General features: G+C 44.1%; 32 protein-coding genes and 1 other annotated feature. All 32 genes read left to right on the top strand.

Going from position 1 to position 25,156, the window contains the following annotated elements:
- Positions 1–29 precede the first annotated feature (29 nt).
- Positions 30–176: a sequence feature (ribosomal protein L10 leader region), on the top strand.
- Between the two features lie 40 nt (positions 177–216).
- The 32 genes from rplJ to secY all read left to right on the top strand — a co-directional run bounded on the left by rplJ (position 217) and on the right by secY (position 25,135).
- Positions 217–717: a 50S ribosomal protein L10 gene (gene rplJ, locus ABHN01_RS03355; protein WP_429874384.1), complete on the top strand. Its 501-nt coding sequence runs from the start codon at positions 217–219 to the stop codon at positions 715–717.
- Positions 718–768: 51 nt separating this feature from the next.
- Entirely contained in the window at positions 769–1,131 is a 363-nt protein-coding gene (rplL, locus tag ABHN01_RS03360; protein ID WP_290402286.1) for a 50S ribosomal protein L7/L12, read from the top strand.
- A 104-nt stretch (positions 1,132–1,235) separates the two neighbouring features.
- Positions 1,236–1,838: a class I SAM-dependent methyltransferase gene (locus ABHN01_RS03365; RefSeq protein WP_429874385.1), complete on the top strand. Its 603-nt coding sequence runs from the start codon at positions 1,236–1,238 to the stop codon at positions 1,836–1,838.
- Positions 1,839–2,104: 266 nt separating this feature from the next.
- Complete coding sequence (rpoB, locus tag ABHN01_RS03370; protein ID WP_290402284.1) at positions 2,105–5,647, top strand: DNA-directed RNA polymerase subunit beta; 3,543 nt, start codon at positions 2,105–2,107, stop codon at positions 5,645–5,647.
- Positions 5,648–5,677: 30 nt separating this feature from the next.
- On the top strand, positions 5,678–9,301 hold the full coding sequence (gene rpoC / locus ABHN01_RS03375) for a DNA-directed RNA polymerase subunit beta' (protein ID WP_429874386.1): 3,624 nt from the start codon (positions 5,678–5,680) through the stop codon (positions 9,299–9,301).
- A gap of 83 nt (positions 9,302–9,384) precedes the next feature.
- Positions 9,385–9,633 carry a 50S ribosomal protein L7ae-like protein gene (locus tag ABHN01_RS03380; protein ID WP_290402282.1) on the top strand — a complete coding sequence of 83 codons (249 nt, stop codon included), beginning with the start codon at positions 9,385–9,387 and terminating at the stop codon, positions 9,631–9,633.
- Between the two features lie 118 nt (positions 9,634–9,751).
- Positions 9,752–10,174 carry a 30S ribosomal protein S12 gene (gene rpsL / locus ABHN01_RS03385; protein ID WP_053356202.1) on the top strand — a complete coding sequence of 141 codons (423 nt, stop codon included), beginning with the start codon at positions 9,752–9,754 and terminating at the stop codon, positions 10,172–10,174.
- Positions 10,175–10,219: 45 nt separating this feature from the next.
- Entirely contained in the window at positions 10,220–10,690 is a 471-nt protein-coding gene (gene rpsG, locus ABHN01_RS03390; protein WP_290402281.1) for a 30S ribosomal protein S7, read from the top strand.
- Between the two features lie 80 nt (positions 10,691–10,770).
- Positions 10,771–12,849: an elongation factor G gene (gene fusA / locus ABHN01_RS03395; RefSeq protein WP_429874387.1), complete on the top strand. Its 2,079-nt coding sequence runs from the start codon at positions 10,771–10,773 to the stop codon at positions 12,847–12,849.
- Positions 12,850–12,962: 113 nt separating this feature from the next.
- On the top strand, positions 12,963–14,153 hold the full coding sequence (tuf, locus tag ABHN01_RS03400; RefSeq protein WP_290402279.1) for an elongation factor Tu: 1,191 nt from the start codon (positions 12,963–12,965) through the stop codon (positions 14,151–14,153).
- Between the two features lie 479 nt (positions 14,154–14,632).
- Positions 14,633–14,941 (top strand): 30S ribosomal protein S10, encoded by a 309-nt coding sequence (gene rpsJ / locus ABHN01_RS03405; protein WP_007203552.1) that lies wholly within the window; start codon positions 14,633–14,635, stop codon positions 14,939–14,941.
- A 47-nt stretch (positions 14,942–14,988) separates the two neighbouring features.
- On the top strand, positions 14,989–15,627 hold the full coding sequence (rplC, locus tag ABHN01_RS03410) for a 50S ribosomal protein L3 (RefSeq protein WP_290402278.1): 639 nt from the start codon (positions 14,989–14,991) through the stop codon (positions 15,625–15,627).
- 17 nt (positions 15,628–15,644) lie between these two features.
- Positions 15,645–16,268, top strand: a complete 624-nt coding sequence (rplD, locus tag ABHN01_RS03415) for a 50S ribosomal protein L4 (protein WP_429874388.1) — start codon at positions 15,645–15,647, stop codon at positions 16,266–16,268.
- Positions 16,268–16,555: a 50S ribosomal protein L23 gene (rplW, locus tag ABHN01_RS03420; RefSeq protein WP_290402276.1), complete on the top strand. Its 288-nt coding sequence runs from the start codon at positions 16,268–16,270 to the stop codon at positions 16,553–16,555. The genes rplD and rplW overlap by 1 nt, the downstream gene beginning before the upstream one ends.
- A gap of 28 nt (positions 16,556–16,583) precedes the next feature.
- Complete coding sequence (rplB, locus tag ABHN01_RS03425) at positions 16,584–17,414, top strand: 50S ribosomal protein L2 (RefSeq protein ID WP_290402275.1); 831 nt, start codon at positions 16,584–16,586, stop codon at positions 17,412–17,414.
- A 57-nt stretch (positions 17,415–17,471) separates the two neighbouring features.
- Positions 17,472–17,750 (top strand): 30S ribosomal protein S19, encoded by a 279-nt coding sequence (gene rpsS / locus ABHN01_RS03430; protein WP_429874389.1) that lies wholly within the window; start codon positions 17,472–17,474, stop codon positions 17,748–17,750.
- Between the two features lie 20 nt (positions 17,751–17,770).
- Positions 17,771–18,112 carry a 50S ribosomal protein L22 gene (gene rplV / locus ABHN01_RS03435; protein WP_007203546.1) on the top strand — a complete coding sequence of 114 codons (342 nt, stop codon included), beginning with the start codon at positions 17,771–17,773 and terminating at the stop codon, positions 18,110–18,112.
- 3 nt (positions 18,113–18,115) lie between these two features.
- Positions 18,116–18,775 carry a 30S ribosomal protein S3 gene (gene rpsC, locus ABHN01_RS03440; protein ID WP_290402273.1) on the top strand — a complete coding sequence of 220 codons (660 nt, stop codon included), beginning with the start codon at positions 18,116–18,118 and terminating at the stop codon, positions 18,773–18,775.
- Between the two features lie 2 nt (positions 18,776–18,777).
- Complete coding sequence (gene rplP / locus ABHN01_RS03445) at positions 18,778–19,212, top strand: 50S ribosomal protein L16 (protein WP_053356191.1); 435 nt, start codon at positions 18,778–18,780, stop codon at positions 19,210–19,212.
- Positions 19,202–19,405 carry a 50S ribosomal protein L29 gene (gene rpmC / locus ABHN01_RS03450; RefSeq protein WP_053356190.1) on the top strand — a complete coding sequence of 68 codons (204 nt, stop codon included), beginning with the start codon at positions 19,202–19,204 and terminating at the stop codon, positions 19,403–19,405. Before rplP ends, rpmC begins: the two co-directional genes overlap by 11 nt.
- A gap of 21 nt (positions 19,406–19,426) precedes the next feature.
- Positions 19,427–19,690, top strand: a complete 264-nt coding sequence (gene rpsQ / locus ABHN01_RS03455) for a 30S ribosomal protein S17 (RefSeq protein WP_290402272.1) — start codon at positions 19,427–19,429, stop codon at positions 19,688–19,690.
- 44 nt (positions 19,691–19,734) lie between these two features.
- The gene (gene rplN, locus ABHN01_RS03460; RefSeq protein ID WP_053356188.1) at positions 19,735–20,103 is read left to right on the top strand and encodes a 50S ribosomal protein L14; all 369 of its coding nucleotides are present in this window, start codon (positions 19,735–19,737) and stop codon (positions 20,101–20,103) included.
- 60 nt (positions 20,104–20,163) lie between these two features.
- On the top strand, positions 20,164–20,472 hold the full coding sequence (gene rplX / locus ABHN01_RS03465) for a 50S ribosomal protein L24 (RefSeq protein WP_053358406.1): 309 nt from the start codon (positions 20,164–20,166) through the stop codon (positions 20,470–20,472).
- A gap of 24 nt (positions 20,473–20,496) precedes the next feature.
- Complete coding sequence (rplE, locus tag ABHN01_RS03470) at positions 20,497–21,036, top strand: 50S ribosomal protein L5 (protein ID WP_290402271.1); 540 nt, start codon at positions 20,497–20,499, stop codon at positions 21,034–21,036.
- A gap of 25 nt (positions 21,037–21,061) precedes the next feature.
- Entirely contained in the window at positions 21,062–21,247 is a 186-nt protein-coding gene (gene rpsN / locus ABHN01_RS03475; RefSeq protein ID WP_007203538.1) for a 30S ribosomal protein S14, read from the top strand.
- 32 nt (positions 21,248–21,279) lie between these two features.
- Positions 21,280–21,678, top strand: coding sequence for a 30S ribosomal protein S8 (gene rpsH / locus ABHN01_RS03480; protein WP_053356186.1), 399 nt, complete (start codon positions 21,280–21,282; stop codon positions 21,676–21,678).
- A gap of 28 nt (positions 21,679–21,706) precedes the next feature.
- Entirely contained in the window at positions 21,707–22,246 is a 540-nt protein-coding gene (rplF, locus tag ABHN01_RS03485; RefSeq protein WP_429874390.1) for a 50S ribosomal protein L6, read from the top strand.
- 35 nt (positions 22,247–22,281) lie between these two features.
- On the top strand, positions 22,282–22,644 hold the full coding sequence (gene rplR / locus ABHN01_RS03490; protein ID WP_429874391.1) for a 50S ribosomal protein L18: 363 nt from the start codon (positions 22,282–22,284) through the stop codon (positions 22,642–22,644).
- 14 nt (positions 22,645–22,658) lie between these two features.
- Positions 22,659–23,159, top strand: coding sequence for a 30S ribosomal protein S5 (rpsE, locus tag ABHN01_RS03495; RefSeq protein ID WP_290402307.1), 501 nt, complete (start codon positions 22,659–22,661; stop codon positions 23,157–23,159).
- 14 nt (positions 23,160–23,173) lie between these two features.
- On the top strand, positions 23,174–23,362 hold the full coding sequence (gene rpmD / locus ABHN01_RS03500; protein WP_061975703.1) for a 50S ribosomal protein L30: 189 nt from the start codon (positions 23,174–23,176) through the stop codon (positions 23,360–23,362).
- Positions 23,363–23,393: 31 nt separating this feature from the next.
- On the top strand, positions 23,394–23,834 hold the full coding sequence (gene rplO / locus ABHN01_RS03505) for a 50S ribosomal protein L15 (protein WP_053356181.1): 441 nt from the start codon (positions 23,394–23,396) through the stop codon (positions 23,832–23,834).
- Entirely contained in the window at positions 23,834–25,135 is a 1,302-nt protein-coding gene (secY, locus tag ABHN01_RS03510; RefSeq protein ID WP_429874392.1) for a preprotein translocase subunit SecY, read from the top strand. The genes rplO and secY overlap by 1 nt, the downstream gene beginning before the upstream one ends.
- The last annotated feature ends 21 nt before the right edge of the window (positions 25,136–25,156 follow it).

The following is a 25,156-nucleotide window of genomic DNA, read 5'->3' on the forward strand; positions in this document are numbered from 1 at the left end:
TTAAACTGATATAGTTTGTGATGTTGTAAATAAATATCTATGTCATGCCGTAGACAGCAGGGGCTTAACGCTTAATAATCCTGCCGAGGTGTGTAGCACAGAATAGATCAATTTTGATTGCTTGATTTCTGACACTACGCCTTCATGTCTAACATGAAGGCTTTTCTTATGGCTACGGTATGAAGATGACTAAACTATTCTACAGGAGGTGTAAGGATGAGCAGCATTCTTGAAACAAAGAAGCAAATAGTTTCTGACATCGCTGGACAATTGCGCGACAGCAAATCAACAATTCTTGTTGACTACCGCGGTCTTAGCGTAGCAGCAGTAACTGAACTTCGTAAACAACTTCGTGAAGCTGGTATCGAGTTCAAAGTATACAAAAACTCAATGGCTCGACGTGCAGCTGACGAAACTGGCTTATCTGAGCTTAACGAGCATTTGGTTGGTCCTACAGCGATTGCGTTCAGCAATGACGATGTAGTAGCTCCAGCTAAAATCCTTAACAACTTTGCTAAGGAAAACGAAGCTCTTGAAATCAAAGCGGGTGTAATTGAAGGCCGTATCGCAACACTTGAGGAAGTAAAAGCTCTTGCCGATCTTCCGTCACGCGAAGGACTTCTTTCTATGGTACTCAGCGTGCTTCAAGCGCCAATCCGCAACTTTGCGTTGGTTACTAAAGCAGTTGCAGAACAAAAAGAAGAACAAGGCGCATAAGCTTTTCGTTTTAAATCAAATTAGATTCAACTAACTAAGGAGGAAATTATAATGTCTAAAGAAATCATTGAAAGCTTAAAAAATATGACAGTTTTAGAACTTAACGACCTAGTTAAGGCAATTGAAGAAGAGTTTGGTGTTACTGCTGCTGCTCCTGTAGCTGTAGCTGGTGGAGCTGCTGGCGGAGAAGCTGCTGCAGAGAAAACTGAATTTGATGTAGTTCTTACTGGCGCTGGCGCTTCTAAGATCAAAGTTATCAAAGTAGTTCGTGAGCTTACTGGCCTTGGTCTTAAAGAAGCTAAAGAACTAGTTGACGGCGCTCCAAGCAATGTTAAAGAAGGCGTTGCTAAAGAAGAAGCTGAAGAAATGAAAGCTAAACTTGAAGAAGTTGGAGCTTCTGTAGAAGTTAAGTAATTTTAAATCAAAAATGGGGTTCGCCAACAGGCGGACCTTTTTATTTGAAGTCAATCCTGGTCATACTGTTAACAGGAGTTCCTTTAACAGAAAGGAAGATGGACATGAGTGGTCACTATTATTCTGAACGGCCGGACGTTAAAAGCGATCCGAAAAGCTGGACGTTCACACTTAGAAACCATGAGTTCAAATTTACGTCTGATTCCGGTGTCTTTTCAAAGAAAGAAGTAGATTTCGGTAGCAGGCTGCTGATTGAAGAATTTGTTTTTCCTGGAGTTGACGGTGATTGTTTGGATGTGGGCTGCGGGTATGGGCCGATTGGGCTCGCGATTGCTAAAGAAAATCCAGGCCGGCGTGTACTCATGGTGGATGTTAACGAGCGTGCCCTGGAATTATCGGAAGAAAACGCGAAGAAAAACGGGATCTCAAACATTGAGGTTCGAAAGAGCAGCCTGTTTGAAAATGTCCAAGAATCAAGTTTTGCCGCCATACTTTCAAACCCGCCAATCCGCGCCGGGAAAAAGGTCGTGCATCAGCTTTTTGAAGAATCGTTTGATAAATTGCAGGCGGACGGTGAGTTATGGATCGTTATCCAAAAGAAACAGGGTGCTCCTTCTGCCATTGAAAAACTCCAATCCGTTTTTATGGAAGTGGAGACTGTTTCAAAAAGCAAGGGGTACTATATTATTCGAGCGATAAAACGTTGACTCTGCATGGAGTCTATGCTAATATTATAAAATGCCAATGAATTCACATTTTCTGCCTTTCTGTTCAAATGCAGAAAAAACCTCGATATTATAACCTTTTAGGGTATATCAAGAGAAGAATTTGGACAAAATTATATAATCTGTTGCTCGATTGAAATTGCGGTTTTTATAAAAACCCTTTTTCTTTTTGTCTTTCTGACATTCGATAATAGAATGTTAGAGTATATAGGAACAAGAAAAAACGCTGGATTTGAGGGGTGAATCAGTTGACAGGTCAACTAGTTCAGTTTGGACGCCACCGCCAACGAAGAAGTTACGCAAGAATTAGCGAAGTCCTTGAGTTACCGAACTTAATCGAAATTCAAACGGCTTCCTATCAATGGTTTCTTGATGAGGGACTGCGTGAAATGTTCCAGGACATTTCGCCGATTGAAGATTTCACTGGAAATCTCGTGCTAGAGTTTATTGACTATAGCCTAGGAGAGCCAAAGTATCCCGTGGAAGAATCAAAAGAGCGTGATGTAACTTATGCTGCGCCGCTTCGTGTAAAGGTGCGTCTCATTAATAAAGAGACTGGCGAAGTGAAAGAGCAAGAAGTATTTATGGGAGATTTCCCGTTAATGACAGATACAGGCACGTTTGTGATCAACGGTGCTGAACGTGTAATTGTTTCCCAGCTTGTTCGTTCACCAAGTGTCTACTACAGTGAAAAGATTGATAAAAACGGTAAAAAGGGTTTCACTGCCACTGTTATACCAAACCGAGGTGCCTGGCTCGAATTCGAAACAGACGCCAAAGATATAGTATATGTGCGCATTGACCGCACTAGGAAAATTCCTATTACCGTATTGCTTCGTGCATTAGGGTTTGGGTCTGATCAAGAAATCATCGACTTGCTTGGAGAAGATGAGTATTTAAGAAATACCCTTGATAAAGACAATACAGAAGGTACGGAAAAAGCACTCCTAGAAATCTATGAGCGCCTTCGCCCCGGCGAACCTCCTACTGTTGATAACGCCAAGAGTTTGTTAGACTCCCGCTTCTTTGATCCGAAGCGTTATGACCTGGCGAGTGTTGGACGTTATAAAATCAACAAAAAGCTTCATATTAAAAACCGCTTATTCAATCAGAAGCTGGCTGAGACTTTAGCTGATCCAGAAACGGGAGAAGTGCTTGCGGAAGCAGGAACTTTATTAGACCGCCGTACGCTGGACAAGATACTTCCTTATCTTGAAAACGGCATCGGTTTCCGTCATGTTACTCCGGCAGGCGGTGTAGCTGAAGATCAGGATATCCCGCTTCAGTCTATTAACATTTATGCTCCGGATGACGCTGATGGTGAACGAATCATTAAAGTAATTGGCAATGCCAATGTCGAGAAGTCTGTGAAGAACATCACGGTTTCTGACATCATCGCATCTATCAACTACTTCTTCAACTTGCTTCATAGTGTCGGTAACACCGATGATATTGACCACCTTGGAAACCGCCGCTTGCGTTCTGTAGGTGAGCTTCTCCAAAACCAATTCCGTATCGGTTTGTCCCGTATGGAGCGTGTAGTGCGTGAACGTATGTCTATCCAAGACACGAACGCGATCACACCACAGGCACTGATCAATATTCGTCCTGTTATTGCCGCGATTAAAGAGTTCTTCGGAAGCTCTCAGCTTTCTCAATTCATGGATCAGACTAACCCTCTGGCCGAGCTTACACATAAGCGCCGTCTGTCCGCTCTAGGACCTGGTGGGCTTACACGTGAGCGCGCCGGGTTTGAAGTCCGTGACGTTCACTACTCCCACTATGGCCGTATGTGTCCGATTGAAACGCCTGAGGGGCCGAATATCGGTTTGATCAACTCCTTGTCAAGCTATGCAAAAGTAAACGAATACGGCTTTATCGAAACGCCATATCGCCGTGTCGATCCGGAAACTGGTAAAGTTACAGGCCGAATCGATTACCTAACTGCTGATGAAGAGGATAACTATGTAGTAGCACAAGCGAACTCCCTTCTGGGGGAAGACGGAGAATTTCTGAACGAAGACGTTATCGCACGCTTCCGCGGTGAAAACACCATCGTCAAACGAGATCGAATCGACTATATGGACGTATCACCGAAGCAGGTCGTATCCGCCGCTACAGCTTGTATTCCATTCCTTGAAAACGATGACTCCAACCGCGCCCTTATGGGTGCGAACATGCAGCGTCAAGCGGTTCCTCTAATGGTACCGGAAGCGCCGGTCGTCGGAACAGGAATGGAGCACGTGTCTGCAAAAGACTCCGGTGCAGCTGTTATCTGTAAGTATGAAGGAATTGTTGAGAAGGTTACTGCAAAACAAGTCCAGGTACGCCGCATTGAAATGGTGGACGGAAAAGAAGTAGAAGGTCCGCTTGACCGTTACAACTGCCTTAAATTTATTCGTTCCAACCAAGGAACGTGCTATAACCAGCGTCCAATCGTCAGCAAAGGCGACCGTGTAGTTAAAGGAGAAATCCTTGCAGACGGACCATCCATGGAAAAAGGAGAACTTGCTCTCGGGCGAAATGTTCTTGTCGGCTTCATGACATGGGAAGGCTATAACTATGAAGATGCGGTCATCATGAGCGAACGTCTGGTAAAAGATGATGTTTATACATCCATCCATATTGAAGAATATGAATCGGAAGCACGCGATACAAAGCTTGGGCCAGAAGAAATTACAAGAGATATTCCGAACGTGGGGGAAGAAGCTCTTCGAAATCTGGATGACCGCGGAATCATTCGTGTCGGTGCGGAAGTAAAAGATGGAGACATCCTCGTAGGTAAAGTTACTCCTAAAGGGGTTACTGAACTAACGGCTGAAGAACGCCTCCTTCACGCCATCTTTGGTGAAAAAGCGCGTGAAGTTCGTGATACATCTCTTCGTGTACCTCACGGCGGGGATGGAATCATTCTCGATGTTAAAGTGTTTAACCGTGAAGACGGCGACGAGCTTCCTCCTGGAGTGAATCAGCTTGTACGTGCTTATATCGTACAGAAACGTAAGATTCACGAAGGGGATAAGATGGCGGGACGCCACGGAAACAAAGGTGTTATCTCCCGCATCATGCCGGAAGAAGATATGCCGTTCCTTCCAGATGGAACACCGATTGATATCATGTTGAACCCTCTGGGTGTACCTTCGCGTATGAACATCGGTCAGGTGCTTGAGCTTCACCTTGGTATGGCTGCAAGACAGCTTGGCCTTCACATGGCAACGCCGGTATTTGACGGCGCGCGTGAAGAAGATGTTTGGGAAACCATCGAAGAAGCGGGAATGGCCCGTGATGGTAAAACCGTTCTCTATGATGGAAGAACAGGAGTTCCGTTTGACAACCGTGTTTCAGTTGGTGTCATGTATATGATCAAACTGGCCCACATGGTCGATGACAAACTTCACGCACGTTCTACCGGACCGTACTCCCTTGTTACCCAGCAGCCGCTTGGTGGTAAGGCGCAGTTTGGTGGACAGCGTTTCGGTGAGATGGAGGTTTGGGCGCTTGAAGCCTACGGTGCCGCTTATACTCTTCAAGAAATTCTTACCGTCAAATCCGATGACGTTGTGGGCCGTGTGAAAACATACGAAGCCATCGTCAAAGGTGAGAACGTACCGGAACCTGGAGTTCCTGAATCATTCAAAGTATTGATCAAAGAACTTCAGTCACTCGGAATGGACGTTAAGATCATGTCCGGTGACGATACGGAAATCGAAATGCGCGAGCTTGATGATGAAGAAGATCAAGCGAATGAAAAGCTTAATTTAAATCTTGAATCTTACACTGTGAGTGAATAAAAACAGGATATCATAAGGGAGGTTTGCTCCTTGATAGACGTAAACAATTTTGAGTATATGAAAATAGGCCTCGCTTCTCCTGATAAGATCCGTTCTTGGTCAAGAGGAGAAGTGAAAAAACCAGAAACGATCAACTATCGTACATTAAAGCCTGAAAAAGACGGTTTGTTCTGTGAACGTATTTTCGGACCTCAAAAGGACTGGGAATGCCATTGCGGAAAATACAAACGTGTCCGCTATAAAGGTGTCGTATGTGATCGCTGCGGCGTAGAAGTAACTCGTGCAAAAGTTCGACGTGACCGTATGGGTCACATCGAGCTTGCTGCACCTGTTTCGCACATTTGGTATTTCAAAGGAATACCAAGCCGTATGGGTCTTGTACTCGATATGTCTCCAAGAGCACTGGAAGAAGTTATTTACTTTGCATCTTACGTGGTGACAGATACGGGTGAAACGCCGCTGGAGAAAAAACAGCTGCTTTCTGAAAAAGAATACCGTTCCTACCGTGAAAAATACGGTCAGGGGTTCACTGCACAGATGGGTGCTGAAGCCATCAGACGCCTTCTTGAAGACATCGACCTTGTCAAAGAAGTCGATCAGCTGAAAGAAGAGCTTAAAACTGCGCAGGGTCAGCGTCGTACCCGCGCGATTAAACGCCTGGAAGTTCTTGAAGCGTTCCGTCATTCCGGAAACGAACCATTCTGGATGATCCTAGATGTTCTTCCTGTTATTCCGCCGGAGCTTCGCCCTATGGTGCAGCTTGACGGAGGACGCTTTGCGACATCTGACTTGAATGATCTTTACCGCCGTGTTATTAACCGTAATAACCGTTTGAAGCGCCTTTTGGATTTAGGTGCGCCGAATATCATCGTACAGAATGAAAAACGTATGCTTCAAGAAGCGGTAGATGCTCTTATCGACAACGGACGCCGCGGCCGTCCAGTAACTGGTCCTGGTAACCGTCCGCTTAAATCTCTTTCTCATATGCTTAAAGGGAAACAAGGCCGTTTCCGTCAGAACCTTCTTGGTAAGCGTGTTGACTATTCTGGCCGTTCCGTTATCGTAGTAGGACCTCACCTTAAGATGTACCAATGCGGTCTTCCTAAGGAGATGGCACTTGAGCTGTTCAAGCCTTTCGTTATGAAAGAGCTTGTTGCCAAAGGCCTTGCTCATAACATTAAGAGCGCGAAACGCAAGGTTGAACGTGTTCAGCCTGAAGTATGGGATGTACTTGAAGATGTTATTCGAGAGCATCCAGTATTGCTGAACCGTGCCCCTACTCTTCACAGACTTGGGATCCAGGCGTTCGAGCCGACTCTCGTAGAGGGGCGCGCGATACGTCTTCACCCGCTCGTATGTACAGCATACAACGCTGACTTTGACGGTGACCAAATGGCGGTCCACGTACCTTTATCTGCAGAAGCGCAAGCTGAGGCACGCCTTCTTATGCTGGCTGCACAAAACATCTTGAACCCGAAAGATGGTAAACCGGTTGTTACACCATCTCAGGATATGGTATTGGGTAACTACTACCTTACGATGGAACGTGCAGGTGCAATTGGTGAAGGATCAGTGTTTAAAGATGCGAACGAAGCAATTGTGGCATATGAAAATGGCTATGTTCATCTTCACACGCGTATTGCGGTTCCGGTATCCACTTTAAACAAGCCGTCATTTAAAGAGCACCAGCAAAACATGATGTTGATGACGACTGTCGGAAAACTTCTCTTTAACGAGATTCTTCCTGAGTCATTCCCATACATCAACGAACCGACAACTGCCAACCTACAGATCGAAACACCAGAAAAGTATTTCCTTCCGCAAGGAGCCAACATTAAGGAAGAAATCGCTAAACACGATGAAGTTGCTCCGTTCAAGAAGGGGATTCTCGGTAAGATCATCGCAGAAGTGTTCAAACGATTTAAGATTACTGAAACCTCCAAGATGCTTGACCGCATGAAAGACCTTGGATTTAAATACTCCACGCGGGCAGGGATTACGGTTGGTGTCTCTGACATCGTCGTATTGCCTGAGAAGCAGGTCATCCTAGCGGCAGCTGAAGAAAAAGTTACAACGGTAACGAAACAGTTCCGCCGCGGTTTGATTACAGAAGACGAGCGTTATGAGCGCGTCATCAACATCTGGAGCCAGGCGAAGGATGAAATCCAGCAAAAATTAATGCTTACCCTTGATAAGAGAAACCCGATCTTCATGATGAGTGACTCTGGTGCCCGTGGTAACGCATCTAACTTTACACAGCTTGCCGGTATGCGTGGTCTCATGGCCAACCCGGCTGGTAAAATCATCGAATTGCCGATCAAGTCCAGCTTCCGTGAGGGTCTGACGGTACTCGAATACTTTATCTCTACACACGGTGCGCGTAAAGGTCTTGCCGATACAGCACTTAAAACAGCGGACTCAGGTTACTTGACTCGCCGTCTTGTAGACGTAGCCCAGGACGTTATCGTCCGTGAAGATGACTGTGGAACTGACCGTGGTCTTAAAGTTGCGGCTATTAAAGAAGGCAATGAAGTCATCGAGAACTTATACGAGCGTTTAGTCGGCCGTACAGCGTTCAGAACGGTGTACCATCCGGAAACAAACGAAGTTCTAGTCAGCAAAAACGAGCAAATTACGGAAGATTCTGCACAACTGGTCGTTGATGCTGGCATTGAAGAAGTAACCCTTCGTTCCGTATTCACTTGTGACACTCGTCACGGTGTATGTAAGAAATGTTACGGCCGCAACCTGGCGACAGGCTCTGACGTTGAAGTCGGTGAAGCGGTTGGTATCATCGCTGCCCAATCCATCGGGGAACCGGGAACACAGCTTACAATGCGTACGTTCCATACAGGTGGGGTAGCAGGAGACGATATCACTCAAGGTTTACCGCGTATCCAGGAGTTGTTTGAAGCACGTAACCCGAAAGGTCAGGCATTAATCTCTGAGCTTGAAGGAACCGTCATCAGCATCAACGAGTCCAAAGAAAAGCGTGAAATCCTTGTTCAAGGCGAGATTGAAACCCGATCTTACACTGTACCATACGGTGCCCGCATTAAAGTTGCTGAAGGTGACGCAGTGGTAGCAGGTCAAGTTCTTACTGAAGGTTCAATCGATCCTAAAGAATTGATCAAAGTTAAAGGTGCGGAAGGCGTTCAAGAATACCTTCTTCGTGAAGTTCAGAAAGTATACCGTATGCAAGGGGTAGAAATCGGAGATAAACACGTAGAGGTAATGGTTCGCCAGATGCTTCGCAAAGTGCGTATCATCGATGCAGGCCATACCGACGTATTGCCTGGAGCATTGATGGATATTCATAACTTTACCGATGTAAACAGAAAGGTTCTCCTTGAAGGAGGCATCCCTGCTACAGGGCGTCCTGTGCTGCTTGGTATTACCAAAGCATCTCTTGAAACAGAATCCTTCTTGTCTGCAGCATCATTCCAGGAAACAACTCGTGTCTTGACCGATGCAGCAATCAAAGGTAAACGTGATGAATTGCTCGGATTGAAAGAGAATGTAATCATCGGGAAGCTGATCCCGGCTGGTACCGGAATGTCCGTCTACAGAAATGTAGGAATGGATTCTCCAGTAGCAACAGAAGAAGGCGAAACCGCTGATAACGCTGCAACAGAACTAGTCCCGCAAGATTAACAAGAGAAGTGTTGACATTGGGAGCACAACAGTGATATCATATCTGAGTGCTCCTAAGAAATGTTACTTTGGAGGATATAACGATGTCTTATGAAAAAGTGACACAGGCTTCTGATTTTATCGTAGGAACTAAGCAAACCATTAAGGCTTTGCAAAACGGGGAAGTGAAAGAGCTCGTCGTTGCCGATGATGCTGATCCTCGTGTGACCGGTAAGGTTTTACAGATCGCACAGGAAAAACTTGTCCCGATTACGAGAGTTGATTCCATGAAAAAGCTTGGTAAAGCTTGCGGAATTGATGTTGGAGCCGCAACTGTTGCTATAAAAGGATAAAATAAATGTTTTTGCGACGTCACCCGCGTGGCCTCTCGCAAAAACTTTCTTTTGTCCAAAGATGAACCACCTGGTTCAGTGGTCTTAGAAAAAACGTAAGGAAAGGAGGAAAAAACAAATGCCTACAATTAATCAATTGGTTCGTAAAGGCCGTGAGTCAAAAGGTAAAAAATCTGACTCTCCAGCTCTTAACAAAGGCTACAACAGCTTCAAAAAAGCTCAAACCAACGTTTCTTCTCCGCAAAAACGTGGAGTATGTACTCGTGTTGGTACGATGACACCGAAGAAACCGAACTCGGCTCTTCGTAAATACGCTCGTGTACGTTTAACTAACGGAATTGAAGTGACTGCTTACATCCCTGGGATCGGGCACAACCTTCAAGAGCATAGCGTAGTGTTGATCCGTGGCGGACGTGTAAAAGACTTACCAGGGGTACGTTACCACATCGTTCGTGGTGCGCTTGATACTGCTGGTGTTAACAACCGTATGCAAGGCCGTTCTAAATACGGAACTAAACGTCCTAAAGCTGCTAAAAAGTAAGCTTTTGAATATTGCGTAATCAAATAGGAGAAAGGAGGGGACACAATGCCTCGTAAAGGACCTGTATCTCGTCGTGATGTGTTACCTGATCCAATTTACAAGTCTAAGCTTGTAACTCGTCTGATCAACAAAATTATGATTGACGGTAAAAGAGGAGTAGCACAAACCATTCTTTATAATGCATTTGACATTATTAAAGAACGTACAAACACAGAACCTATGGAAGTATTCGAACAAGCTCTTAAGAACATCATGCCTGTTCTTGAAGTTCGCGCTCGCCGTGTGGGTGGTGCCAACTACCAAGTTCCAGTTGAAGTTCGCCCTGAGCGCCGTACGACTCTAGGACTTCGTTGGTTAACTAACTACGCTCGTCTTCGTGGCGAAAAGACAATGGAAGAACGTCTTGCTAACGAAATCATCGATGCTGCTAACAATGCTGGAGCATCAGTGAAGAAGCGTGAAGACATGCACAAAATGGCAGAAGCGAACAAAGCGTTTGCTCACTACCGCTGGTAAAAAACACAAGAGACAGTTTCTTAGCTGTCTCTATCACACTATAAAAAATTATTTCCTATGTATAGGAAGGAGAGAAATTCATGGCAAGAGAATTCTCCTTAAAAAATACGCGTAACATCGGCATCATGGCTCACATCGATGCTGGTAAAACAACAACTACAGAACGTGTACTATACTATACAGGTCGTATCCATAAAATTGGTGAAACTCATGAAGGAGCTTCCCAAATGGACTGGATGGAGCAGGAGCAAGAGCGCGGAATCACAATCACTTCCGCTGCAACTACTGCTCAGTGGAAAGGTCACCGTATCAACATCATTGATACTCCTGGACACGTAGACTTTACAGTAGAAGTAGAACGTTCATTGCGTGTATTAGACGGAGCTGTAGCTGTACTCGATGCACAGTCTGGGGTAGAACCGCAAACTGAAACAGTATGGCGTCAAGCAACAACTTACGGGGTTCCCCGTGTAGTATTCGTTAACAAAATGGACAAGATCGGTGCTGACTTCCTTTACTCTGTAAAGACTCTTCATGACCGTCTTGGTGCAAACGCACATCCAATTCAGCTTCCTATCGGTGCTGAAGATCAATTCGAAGCCATCATCGACCTAATCGAGATGAAAGCTGTATTCTACGGAAACGACCTTGGTACTGATATTGAAGTAGGTGAAATCCCTGCTGATTATCAAGAGCAAGCGGAAGAGTACCGTGGAAAGCTTATCGAAGCGGTAGCTGAGCTTGATGAAGAGTTGATGATGAAGTACTTAGAAGGCGAAGAGATTACAAACGAAGAAATCAAAGCAGCCATCCGTCAAGGAACTGTAAACGTTGATTTCTATCCTGTAATCTGTGGATCTGCATTTAAGAACAAGGGTGTTCAGCTTATGCTGGATGCAGTTCTTGACTACTTGCCAGCTCCAACCGATGTAGAAGCAATCAAAGGTACACTACCTGATTCTGAAGAAGAAGTAACTCGCGAATCCAGCGACGAGGCTCCTTTCTCTGCATTGGCATTTAAAGTTATGACTGACCCTTATGTCGGTAAACTTACATTCTTCCGCGTATACTCAGGAACATTGAACTCTGGTTCTTATGTACAGAACTCTACAAAAGGTAAGCGTGAGCGCGTAGGACGTATCCTTCAAATGCACGCTAACCACCGTGAAGAGATCTCTATCGTATACGCTGGTGATATCGCAGCTGCTGTAGGTTTGAAAGATACTACAACTGGTGATACTCTCTGTGATGAGAAGAACCAGGTTATCCTTGAATCTATGGTATTCCCAGAGCCTGTAATCCACTTGTCCATCGAGCCTAAATCTAAGGCTGACCAGGACAAAATGGGTATGGCCCTTGCGAAACTTGCTGAGGAAGATCCTACATTCAGAACTGAAACGGATGAAGAAACAGGACAAACGATCATCGGCGGAATGGGTGAACTTCACCTGGACATCCTAGTTGACCGTATGAAACGTGAATTCAAAGTTGAAGCTAACGTAGGTGCTCCACAGGTTGCTTACCGTGAAACAATCCGCCAAGCGGCTAAAGTTGAAGGTAAGTTCGTTCGTCAGTCCGGTGGTCGTGGTCAATACGGTCACGTTTGGATCGAGTTCGAGCCAGGTGAAGAAGGATCTGGATTCGTATTCGAAAACAAAATCGTCGGTGGTGTTGTTCCACGTGAATACATCCCAGCGGTACAAGCCGGTATCGAAGAATCAATGAAAAATGGTATGCTTGCAGGCTTCCCAATGCTTGACCTTAAAGCGAAAATCGTTGACGGTTCATACCATGACGTTGACTCCAACGAAATGGCGTTCAAAATTGCTGGATCCATGGCACTTAAAAACGCGAAATCAAAATGTGACCCTGCTATCCTTGAGCCGATCATGAAAGTTGAAGTGGTTGTTCCTGAAGAGTACATGGGAGACATTATGGGTGACGTAACTTCCCGACGCGGACGCGTTGAAGGTATGGAAGCTCGCGGTAACGCTCAAGTTGTTAAAGCGATGGTTCCACTTGCTGAAATGTTTGGTTATGCAACATCACTTCGTTCTCGTACACAAGGACGTGGAACTTACTCCATGCACTTTGACCACTACGAAGAAGTACCGAAATCAATTTCAGAGGAAATCATTAAAAAATCAACTGGCCAATAATAGTTGACAGTTGTAAGAAACTAGCTTTTCATGTAATCTAAAATAGGCAGACAACCTGTCTGTTTTAAATATAAAAATTAAACTTTTACACATATTAAGGAGGAATCTTTCTCATGGCTAAAGAGAAATTTGATCGTTCCAAAACACATGCGAATATTGGTACAATCGGACACGTTGACCACGGTAAAACAACTTTAACAGCTGCAATTACATCTGTACTTGCTAAGAAATCTGGTAAAGGCCAAGCTATGGCTTACGACCAAATCGATGGTGCTCCAGAAGAGCGTGAGCGTGGTATCACAATCTCAACTGCACACGTTGAGTATGAAACTGACACTCGCCACTATGCACACGTTGACTGCCCAGGACATGCTGACTATGTTAAAAACATGATCACTGGTGCTGCACAAATGGACGGAGGGATCCTAGTAGTATCTGCTGCTGACGGCCCAATGCCACAAACTCGTGAACACATCCTTCTTTCTCGTCAAGTAGGTGTACCTTACCTAGTTGTATTCTTGAACAAATGTGATATGGTAGATGACGAAGAACTTCTTGAACTAGTTGAAATGGAAGTTCGTGACCTTCTTTCTGAGTACGATTTCCCAGGAGACGATGTTCCTGTAATCAAAGGTTCTGCTCTTAAAGCTCTTGAAGGAGATGCTGAGTGGGAAGCTAAAATCATCGAACTTATGGACGCAGTTGACGAGTACATCCCAACTCCTCCACGTGACACTGATAAACCATTCATGATGCCTGTTGAGGACGTATTCTCAATCACTGGCCGTGGTACAGTTGCTACTGGACGTGTTGAGCGTGGACAAGTTAAAGTTGGTGACGTTATCGAGATCCTTGGTCTTACTGAAGAGCCAAAATCAACTACTGTAACAGGTGTTGAGATGTTCCGTAAACTTCTTGACTATGCTGAAGCTGGTGACAACATCGGTGCACTTCTTCGCGGGGTTTCCCGTGACGATGTTGAGCGTGGACAAGTTCTTGCTAAACCAGGAACTGTTAAAGCTCACACAAAGTTCAAAGCTGAAGTTTATGTTCTTTCAAAAGAAGAGGGTGGACGTCACACTCCATTCTTCTCTAACTACCGTCCTCAGTTCTACTTCCGTACAACTGACGTAACTGGTATCATCCAACTTCCAGAAGGAACTGAAATGGTTATGCCAGGAGACAACATCGAAATGACTGTTGAACTAATCGCTCCAATCGCGATCGAAGAAGGAACTAAGTTCTCTATTCGTGAAGGTGGACGTACTGTAGGTGCTGGAGTAGTAGCAACTATCCAAGAATAGTTCATCGTTTATAAAAAGCATCCCTGATTGGGATGCTTTTTTGTTTGCATTCAGTTGCTTATTTATATAGAAGAAACTCGACTTAGAAGTGATGTCTGGCTTCAGCGCCTAAGTCCTCGATGTCGCTTCGCCCATACTCAACAACACAAAAAAAGCGTGTTGCAGAGTATGGACTCCAGCGCTTGTCGGCCTTGTTCAAGGCGCTACCGCTTTTCTTTTGGTAAATCCTGATTCGGCTTGCTATTACACGGTTATGCCTCTATAATAGAAAAAGTGTGCGGCCGACTAAAATATTTATAAGAATAGCTTGCATTGGGCAGCTGTTTTTACTATAATAAGTAATGTTGGTCATTCATTTGCGATGATCCGGAAGGTTGCTGACACACCCGGCCCCATTGCCATGGCGGATGTCTGTCAGGTTAAATTTCCGTGGGAGTAATGTCTGTTTATCAAAATGGGCGAATAAAGGAGGGAAAATAATGGCAAAGCAAAAGATTCGTATTCGATTAAAAGCATATGATCACAGAATTCTTGATCAATCTGCTGAGAAAATTGTTGAGACTGCAAAACGTTCTGGTGCAAAAGTATCCGGACCGATTCCGCTTCCAACTGAGAAAGCTGTTTACACAATCCTACGTGCGGTGCACAAGTATAAGGATTCTCGTGAGCAGTTCGAAATGCGTACGCATAAGCGTTTGATCGATATCATCGAGCCAACGCCGCAAACTGTTGATTCATTAATGCGTTTGGATCTTCCATCTGGCGTTGACATTGAAATCAAACTATAAGAAATAACATATAAAAAAACTCAAACATTTAATAGGAGGTGTGACTAATGGCCAAAGGAATCTTAGGTAAAAAAGTTGGAATGACTCAAGTATTCGCAGAAAACGGTGAACTAATCCCAGTTACTGTCGTTGAAGTTACTCCAAACGTTGTTCTTCAAAAGAAAACTGCTGAAAACGATGGTTACGAAGCAATCCAATTGGGATTTGATGATAAGAAAGAAAGCCGTGTGAACAAGCCTGCAAAAGGGCATGCTGCTAAAGCTAACACAAACCCTAAGCGCTTCGTGAAAGAATTCCGCAATGTAGAAGGCGCGGATTTTGAAGTTGGTCAGGAAGTCAAGGTAGATATTTTCGCAGAAGGTGACATCGTTGATGTAACCGGAACATCAAAAGGTAAAGGATTCCAAGGTGTTATCAAACGCCACGGACAATCCCGCGGACCTATGAGCCACGGTTCCCGTTACCACCGTCGTCCCGGTTCTATGGGTGCAGTTGACCCTAACCGTGTATTCAAAGGTAAAAACCTACCTGGACGTACAGGCGGAGATACAATTACTGTTCAAAATCTAGAAGTTGTTAAAGTTGATGCTGAGCGCAACGTACTTCTAATCAAAGGTAACGTACCTGGTGCGAAAAAGAGCTACGTTACAATCAATGCAGCTGTAAAAGCTAAAGAAGCTAAATAAGAAGGGAGGATACATCGATGCCTAAAGTAGCTATTTACAAACAAGATGGTTCTCAAGCTGGCGATATCGAGCTTAATGCTTCCGTTTTCGGTATTGAACCAAACCAAAATGTATTATTTGATGCTGTTATCATGCAGCAAGCGTCACTTCGTCAAGGTAACCACGACGTGAAAAACCGTTCTGAAGTTGCCGGTGGTGGACGCAAACCATGGAGACAAAAGGGAACTGGCCGTGCTCGTCAAGGTTCAATCCGTTCTCCACAATGGGTAGGCGGTGGAACAGTTTTCGGTCCAACGCCAAGAGGCTATTCTTACAAATTGCCTAAGAAAGTTCGCCGTTTAGCTATTAAATCTGCACTTTCTTCCAAGGTAATCGATAATAACCTAGTAGTACTTGACGCTCTTTCTTTTGATGCTCCAAAAACAAAAGATATGAAACAAGTACTGACAAATCTATCCGCAGATCGCAAAGCACTTGTTGTAACAGGTGACTTTAACGAATTTGTTGCGTTATCTGCTCGTAACATCCCTGGTGTAACTGTTGTTACAGCAACTGGTGTTAACGTGCTTGATGTGCTTAACCACGACAAGCTTGTTATGACAAGAGACGCTGTGGAAAAAGTAGAGGAGGTGCTTGCATAATGGATGCACGTGATATTATTAAGCGCCCCGTAATTACAGAGCGTTCTACTGAAATTATGGCTGACGGAAAATACACTTTCGAAGTGGACACTCGCGCGACTAAGACTCAAATCAAAACTGCGCTGGAAGAAATTTTCGGAATTAAAGTTGCATCAGTAAACACTGCGAACTACAAAGGGAAATTCAAGCGTGTAGGTCGTCATACTGGCTATACTTCAAAACGTAAAAAAGCAATCATTACTTTAACTCCAGGAAGCAAAGAATTGGACTTCTTTGAAGGAGTTTAAGATCAACAGGTAAAGGAGGGAAACACAAATGGGTATCAAAAAGTTTAAACCGATCACTAACGGTCGTCGTAACATGACTCAGCTTGACTATGCTGAAATCACTACAGACAAACCAGAAAAATCATTGCTTGCACCACTAAGCAAAAAAGCCGGACGCAACAACCAAGGTAAACTTACTGTTCGTCACCAAGGCGGTGGACACAAGCGTAAATACAGAATCATCGACTTTAAACGTAACAAAGATGGAATACCAGGACGCGTTGCTACAATCGAGTATGATCCGAACCGTACTGCAAACATCGCACTAATCAACTATGTTGACGGTGAAAAACGTTACATCCTTGCTCCAAAAGGACTTAAAGTAGGCCAAGAAATCATGTCCGGCGTTGACGCTGACATTAAAGTAGGGAATGCACTTCCGCTTGCGAACATTCCTGTAGGTTCTACAATCCACAACATCGAGCTGAAACCTGGTAAAGGCGGACAGCTAGCTCGTTCAGCTGGTGCTGAAGCTCAGCTTCTTGGTAAAGAAGAAAAATATGCTCTAGTTCGTTTAGGTTCCGGAGAAGTTCGTATGATCCTTCTCACTTGCCGTGCAACAATCGGTCAAGTAGGTAACCTCGAGCATGAACTTGTAAACGTAGGTAAAGCAGGACGCTCTCGCTGGATGGGTATCCGTCCAACAGTTCGTGGTTCTGTAATGAACCCTAACGATCACCCGCACGGTGGTGGTGAAGGACGCGCTCCAATCGGACGTAAATCACCAATGTCACCATGGGGCAAACCGACTCTTGGCTACAAGACTCGTAAGAAAAACAATCCAACTGACAAGTACATCGTACGTCGTCGTAAAAAATAACGTGTTTGTTCTACGGTTCAATCGAACCGTAGCGCAATCGCGAAGGGAGGTTCACGTATGGGTCGCAGTTTGAAAAAAGGACCTTTTGTTGATGACCACTTAATGAAAAAAGTTGAAGGCTTGAACGAAGCAAATGACAAAAAAGTTATTAAAACTTGGTCTCGCCGTTCAACAATTTTCCCGGAATTCATCGGACACACATTAGCAGTATATGATGGCCGTAAGCATGTGCCGGTTTATGTTACAGAAGACATGGTCGGACATAAGTTAGGTGAGTTTGCACCAACTCGTACTTACAAAGGTCACGCCGCTGATGATAAGAAAACAAGACGTTAATTTGAGGGGAGGTACACAAAATGCAAGCAAAAGCTGTTGCTAAACAAGTGCGTATTGCTCCTCGTAAAGCTAGAATTGTTATCGATCTGATTCGAGGTAAGCAAGTAGGCGAAGCACTTGCGATCTTACGCCTAACACCAAAAGCTGCTTCTCCAGTGATTGAAAAGGTGTTAAAGTCTGCTATCGCAAACGCGGAACACAACTATGAAATGGAACCAAACAACCTTGTGGTATCATCTGCATTCGTAGATGAAGGCATTACGTTAAAACGTTTCCGTCCTCGCGCAATGGGACGTGCAAGCCGTATTAACAAGCGTACTAGCCACATCACTATCGTTGTTTCTGAAAAGAAGGAGGGATAAGACGTGGGTCAAAAAGTAAATCCGGTAGGACTACGTATTGGCGTCATCCGTGACTGGGAGTCAAAGTGGTACGCTGACAAAGACTATGCTGATCTTTTACACGAAGATCTTAAAATTCGTAAATATATCGAAAAACGTTTAAAAGACGCGGCTGTATCTGGTGTTGAAATCGAACGTGCAGCTAACCGCGTAAACATCACGATCAAAACTGCTAAGCCTGGTATGGTTATTGGTAAGGGTGGTACTGAAGTCGAAGCACTTCGTAAAGCTCTTAACGAACTAACTGGCAAGCGAGTACACGTAAACATCTTTGAAATCAAGCAAGCGGATGTAGACGCTAAGCTTGTTGCAGAAAATATTGCTCGTCAATTGGAAAACCGTGTGTCTTTCCGCCGTGCAATGAAGCAAGCGATCCAACGTTCTATGCGTGCTGGAGCAAAAGGTATCAAAACAGAAGTATCTGGCCGTCTTGGCGGAGCAGATATCGCTCGTTCAGAATCTTACAGTGAAGGAACTGTTCCTCTTCATACCCTTCGTGCAGATATCGACTACGGAACTGCAGAAGCTGACACTACTTACGGTAAACTTGGTGTGAAAATCTGGATCTACCGTGGGGAAGTCCTTCCAACAAGAGGAACGAAAAAAGAGGAAGGAGGCAAATAATTATGTTATTGCCAAAACGTGTTAAATACCGCCGTGAACACCGCGGGAAAATGCGCGGACGTGCAAAAGGCGGAGCTGAAGTAGCATTCGGTGAATATGGTCTTCAAGCTGTTGAAGCATCTTGGATCACAAACCGTCAGATCGAAGCAGCGCGTATCGCGATGACTCGTTACATGAAGCGTGGCGGTAAAGTATGGATTAAAATTTTCCCATCTAAGCCTTACACAGCTAAACCTCTAGAAGTTCGAATGGGTTCCGGTAAAGGGGCGCCTGAAGGATGGGTTGCTGTAGTAAAACCAGGAAAAATCATGTTTGAAATCGCTGGTGTATCCGAAGAAGTAGCTCGTGAAGCTCTTCGTCTTGCTGCACACAAGCTTCCTGTGAAATGTAAATTTGTAAAACGCGAAGAAGTGGGTGGTGACACTAATGAAGGCTAATGATATCCGTAACTTGACCACTGCTGAAATTGAACAAAACGCTAAGTCATTGAAAGAAGAGCTTTTCAATCTTCGTTTTCAACTAGCTACAGGTCAATTAGAAAACCCTGCCCGCATTCGTGAAGTTCGTAAAGCAATTGCCCGTGCAAAAACTGTTTTACGTGAAAGAGAGCTAGGGATTACTAACGCTTAACATTGAGAGGAGGTTCGCACAATGAGTGAACGTAACCAGCGTAAAGTTTATGTTGGCCGTGTTGTATCTGACAAGATGGACAAAACAATCACTGTGCTTGTAGAGACTTACAAAAAACACCCTTTATATAACAAGCGTGTTAAGTACTCTAAGAAATTTAAAGCTCATGATGAAAACAACACTGCAAAAATGAATGACATGGTAAGAATCATGGAAACTCGTCCGCTTTCTAAAGACAAACGTTTCCGTTTAGTAGAAGTGGTTGAAGAAGCAGTAGTTATTTAATATATGTTCGGATCGAAAATGTATCCGAAAGGAGGTCAATTCGCATGATTCAACAAGAGACTCGTTTAAAAGTAGCTGACAACTCAGGTGCTCGTGAGTTACTTTGCATTAAAGTTCTTGGTGGTTCTGGACGTAAATACGCTAACGTTGGTGACATCATCGTTTGTTCTGTAAAATCTGCAACACCAGGCGGCGTTGTTAAGAAAGGTGATGTCGTTAAAGCGGTTGTTGTTCGTACAAAACGCGGAATGCGCCGTAACGATGGATCTTCCATCCGTTTTGACGAAAACGCAGCAGTAATCGTTCGTGATGACAAGGGTCCTCGTGGTACTCGTATTTTTGGACCAGTTGCTCGTGAACTTCGTGACAAACAATTCATGAAGATCGTATCACTTGCTCCGGAAGTACTTTAATTATCAATAGAATGCAAGACTCAAAGCAGGCTTGTAAGGAGGTGCAACACGCTCATGCCAATGCATGTTAAAAAAGGCGATAAAGTACAAGTGATTTCTGGTAAGGATAAAGGCAAACAAGGTGTGATCCTTGAAGCTTATCCGAAGCAAAATCGTGTCCTTGTAGAAGGCGTTAATATCGTTAAGAAGCACGCGAAACCGTCTCAGGCTAATCCACAAGGTGGAATCGTAAGCCAAGAAGCTCCGGTTCACGTTTCTAACGTAATGCCTCTTGATCCAAAGACTGGTGCTCCTACCCGTGTAGGTCACAAAGAAGTCGATGGTAAAAAAGTTCGTGTAGCTAAATCAGGTGAAGTTTTAGATAAATAATTGCAGTGAAAGGAGGGCATCTTGATGAACCGTCTACAAGAGCGTTATAAAAGTGAGATTGTTCCTTCTCTAGTAGAGAAGTTTAACTACACTTCTGTAATGGAAGTTCCAAAGATCGAAAAAATTGTAATCAACATGGGTGTTGGTGATGCAGTTTCCAACTCTAAAGTATTGGATACAGCAGTTGAAGAACTAACAGCTATCGCTGGTCAAAAGCCAGTAATCACTCGTGCTAAAAAATCTATCGCAGGTTTCAAACTTCGTGAAGGTATGCCGATCGGTACGAAAGTAACTCTTCGCGGAGAGCGCATGTATGATTTCTTAGACAAATTAATCTCTGTTACACTTCCGCGTGTTCGTGACTTCCGTGGTATTTCAAAGAAAGCTTTTGATGGCCGTGGTAACTACACTCTTGGTGTAAAAGAACAATTGATCTTCCCGGAGATCGATTACGATAAAGTGAATAAAGTTCGCGGTATGGACATCGTTATCGTAACGACTGCCAACACGGACGAAGAGGCACGTGAGCTATTGACTCAAGTAGGAATGCCTTTCCAAAAATAATCGTTTAGCCAAAGGAGGTAAACCCGTGGCAAAGAAATCTATGATTGCTAAGCAACAACGCCAGCAAAAGTTCAAAGTGCAGGAATACACTCGCTGTGAACGATGCGGGCGTCCTCATTCAGTAATCCGCAAGTTCAAACTATGCCGTATCTGCTTTAGAGAACTTGCTTATAAAGGTCAAATTCCTGGCGTTAAAAAAGCCAGCTGGTAATACCCTGAATAAAGGGAAGGAGGTAAATATCAATGGTCATGACAGATCCAATTGCAGATATGCTTACTCGTATTCGCAACGCTAACACTGTTCGTCACGATAAACTAGAGGTTCCTGGCTCAACGATTAAGAAAGAAATCGCAGAAATCCTCAAGCGTGAAGGCTTTGTACGTGATGTGGAATACATTGAAGATAATAAACAAGGGATGATTCGCATCTTCCTTAAATACGGTTCTAACAATGAGCGTGTAATTACTGGTCTTAAACGTATCAGTAAGCCTGGACTACGTGTATACGCAAAATCAACTGAACTTCCACGTGTACTTGGAGGATTAGGGATTGCACTAGTATCCACTTCTAAAGGCGTTTTAACTGACAAAGAAGCTCGCCAGCAACAAGTCGGCGGCGAAGTATTAGCATACGTTTGGTAAAAATTAAGCAGCGAATGGAGGTGTCATTATGTCTCGCGTAGGTAATAAACCTGTAGAAATCCCAAGTGGTGTAACAGTTGATGTGAAGGAAAACAACCTTGTCACTGTTAAAGGACCTAAAGGTGAACTAACTCGTAAATTCCACAACGATATCAAAATCAATGTGGCTGATAGCACAATCACTTTTGAACGCCCGAGCGATCACAAAGAACACCGTGCTTTACACGGAACAACTAGAAGCGTACTTAACAACATGGTTGTTGGTGTTACAACTGGATACGAAAGAGCACTAGAAATCATTGGTGTAGGTTACCGTGCATCTAAGTCTGGTAACAAATTGATCCTTAACGTTGGATACTCTCACCCAGTAGAAATCGTTCCTGAAAAAGGAATCGACATTGATGTTCCTTCTAACACGAAAGTAATCGTTAAAGGTATCGATAAAGAACGCGTTGGCGAAATCGCAGCAAACATCCGTTCCGTACGTGCTCCTGAGCCTTACAAAGGTAAAGGAATCCGTTATGAAGGTGAGTTTGTACGACGCAAAGAAGGTAAGACTGGTAAATAAGGCCGTTAAGAAGTTAGCGGAAAGGAGTGCATAAGATGATCACTAAAGCGGATAAAAATGTCGCTCGTAAAAAAAGACATGGTCGTGTACGCCGCACTGTAATCGGAACAGCACAACGTCCTCGTTTAAACGTATTCCGTTCTACTAAGCACATTTATGCTCAGTTGATCGATGATCAAAACGGAGTTACAATTGCATCTGCCTCTTCATTAGATAAAGGCGTTGATGTTAAAAACGGCGGTAACGTTGAAGCTGCTAAAGCAATTGGCGAAGCTATTGCTAAACGCGGTGCAGAAAAAGGCGTTAAATCAGTAGTATTCGACCGTGGCGGATATTTATATCATGGACGTGTAAAAGCATTAGCTGATGCAGCCCGTGAGGCTGGGTTAGAATTTTAATAGAAGGAGGGAAACTGATGCGTATCGACCCAAATAAACTTGAACTTGAAGAACGTGTCGTAACGGTCAACCGTGTAGCGAAGGTTGTAAAAGGTGGACGTCGTTTCCGCTTTGCTGCAGTCGTTGTCGTTGGTGACAAAAATGGTCATGTCGGATTTGGTACTGGTAAAGCGCAAGAAGTACCAGATGCAATCCGTAAAGCAATTGAAGATGCAAAGAAAAATCTTATTACAGTACCAGTTGTTCGAACAACTATCCCTCACCAAATTACAGGACGATTTGGCGCAGGAAGCGTATTGCTTAAGCCTGCTTCTGAGGGTACTGGAGTTATCGCGGGCGGACCTGTCCGTGCGGTACTAGAACTTGCTGGTGTTGGCGACATTCTTTCTAAATCTCTTGGATCTAACAACCCTATTAACATGGTGCGTGCTACGATCGAAGGATTAAGAAATCTTAAACGTGCTGAGGACGTTGCGAAACTTCGCGGCAAATCAGTAGAAGAGCTTTTAGGTTAAGGAGGGAATTATAGATGGCTAAGAAATTAGAAATCACCCTCACACGCAGTGTTATCGGTCGTCCTGAGAATCAGCGTGTAACTGTTAAGACTTTAGGTCTTAGAAAAATGCATCAAACGGTTGTTCACGAAGACAACCAAGCTATCCGTGGAATGGTTAACAAGGTATCTCACCTTGTAACTGTTAATGAAATCGACGCGTAAAACGTTAAATAAATCATGAGGAGGTGCTCAGATGAAACTTCATGAGTTGAAACCAGCTGAAGGATCTCGTTCAACACGCAACCGTGTAGGACGTGGTATCGGATCAGGAAATGGTAAAACCAGCGGACGTGGTCACAAAGGTCAAAAAGCTCGTTCTGGTGGCGGAGTTCGTCCGGGATTTGAGGGTGGACAAAATCCATTAGCACGTCGTTTGCCGAAACGTGGATTCACTAACCCAACTCGTAAAGAGTACTCAATTGTTAATCTTGAAAAACTTGCTCGTTTTGAAGAAGGTACAGAGGTAACTCCGGAACTTCTTATCGAAACTGGTGTAGTAAGCAAAGAAAATAGCGGTATCAAAGTTCTAGGAAATGGCAAGTTAGGAGTTAAGCTTACAGTTAAGGCCCACAAATTCTCTGCTTCTGCTAAAGAAGCTATTGAAGCGGCCGGCGGAAAAACTGAGGTGATCTAATGTTCCGGACAATCTCCAACATTATGCGTGTGGGTGATCTGAGAAACAAGATTTTATTTACACTCTTGATGCTGATCGTTTTCAGGATCGGAACATTTATTCCTGTTCCGGGTGTAAATCGCGAAGTTCTCCAGTTTGGCACTGAAAATAACGCAAGTATTTTTGGATTCTTGAACACGTTCGGTGGTGGAGCATTAAAAAACTTCTCCATCTTTGCAATGGGTATCATGCCATACATTACAGCATCAATCATTGTTCAGCTGCTTCAGATGGATGTGGTTCCTAAGTTTACAGAGTGGAGTAAACAAGGGGAAGTGGGCCGACGCAAGCTGGCTCAGTTCACCAGGTACGGGACGATTATCCTCGGCTTTATCCAAGCCGTTGGGATGTCAATAGGTTTTAACAACCTATTCCCTGGACTGATCTCAGATCCGGGAATCATGACGTATTTGTTTATTGCGTTAGTATTGACTGCAGGAACTGCCTTTTTGATGTGGCTAGGTGAGCAGATTACCCTTAAGGGAATTGGAAATGGGATTTCCGTTCTCATTTTCGCGGGGATTGTCGCAGCTATTCCTACAGCAGTTAACCAGATATATGCAGCGCAATTCAAAGGCGCAAACGATCAGCTGTTTATGCATATTGTAACTGTACTTCTGTTACTGATCGCTATTATTTTAATTGTTGTCGGCGTTATCTTTATTCAACAAGGTTTGCGTAAAATCCCGATTCAGTATGCAAAACGAGTCGTCGGAAATAAGCCTGTTGGGGGTCAATCCACACACTTGCCGATTAAAGTCAATGCAGCAGGAGTTATCCCGGTTATCTTTGCGATTTCCTTGATTATTACTCCGCGTACCATTGCCGGCTTTTTCGAGCAAAACAGTGTAACCAAATGGATTGTCAATGCGTTTGACTACACCCAGCCAGTCGGAATGATTATATATGCGCTTTTAATTATTGGATTTTCGTACTTCTACACTTTTATTCAAGTCAATCCAGAAAAAATGGCAGACAACTTGAAGAAACAGGGCGGTTATATTCCTGGCATTCGTCCAGGAGCTAACACTCAGTCGTATGTTACGAAAATTTTATATCGATTAACTTTTGTAGGATCTCTATTCCTTGCGTTGATCGCTATTCTCCCGGTAATCTTTACAGCAATTCCAGGGCTTAACCTTCCGCCTTCGATCCAGATCGGCGGAACGAGCATACTGATTGTTGTAGGTGTGGCATTAGACACGATGAAGCAGATTGAAAGCCAGTTGATCAAAAGGCATTACAAAGGCTTCATTAAATAGAGGAAGGGAAGAACCTTTTCT

The sequence above is a fragment of the Fictibacillus sp. NRS-1165 genome (assembly GCF_050468105.1).
Taxonomy (GTDB): Bacteria; Bacillota; Bacilli; order Bacillales; family Fictibacillaceae; genus Fictibacillus_C; species Fictibacillus_C terrinigri.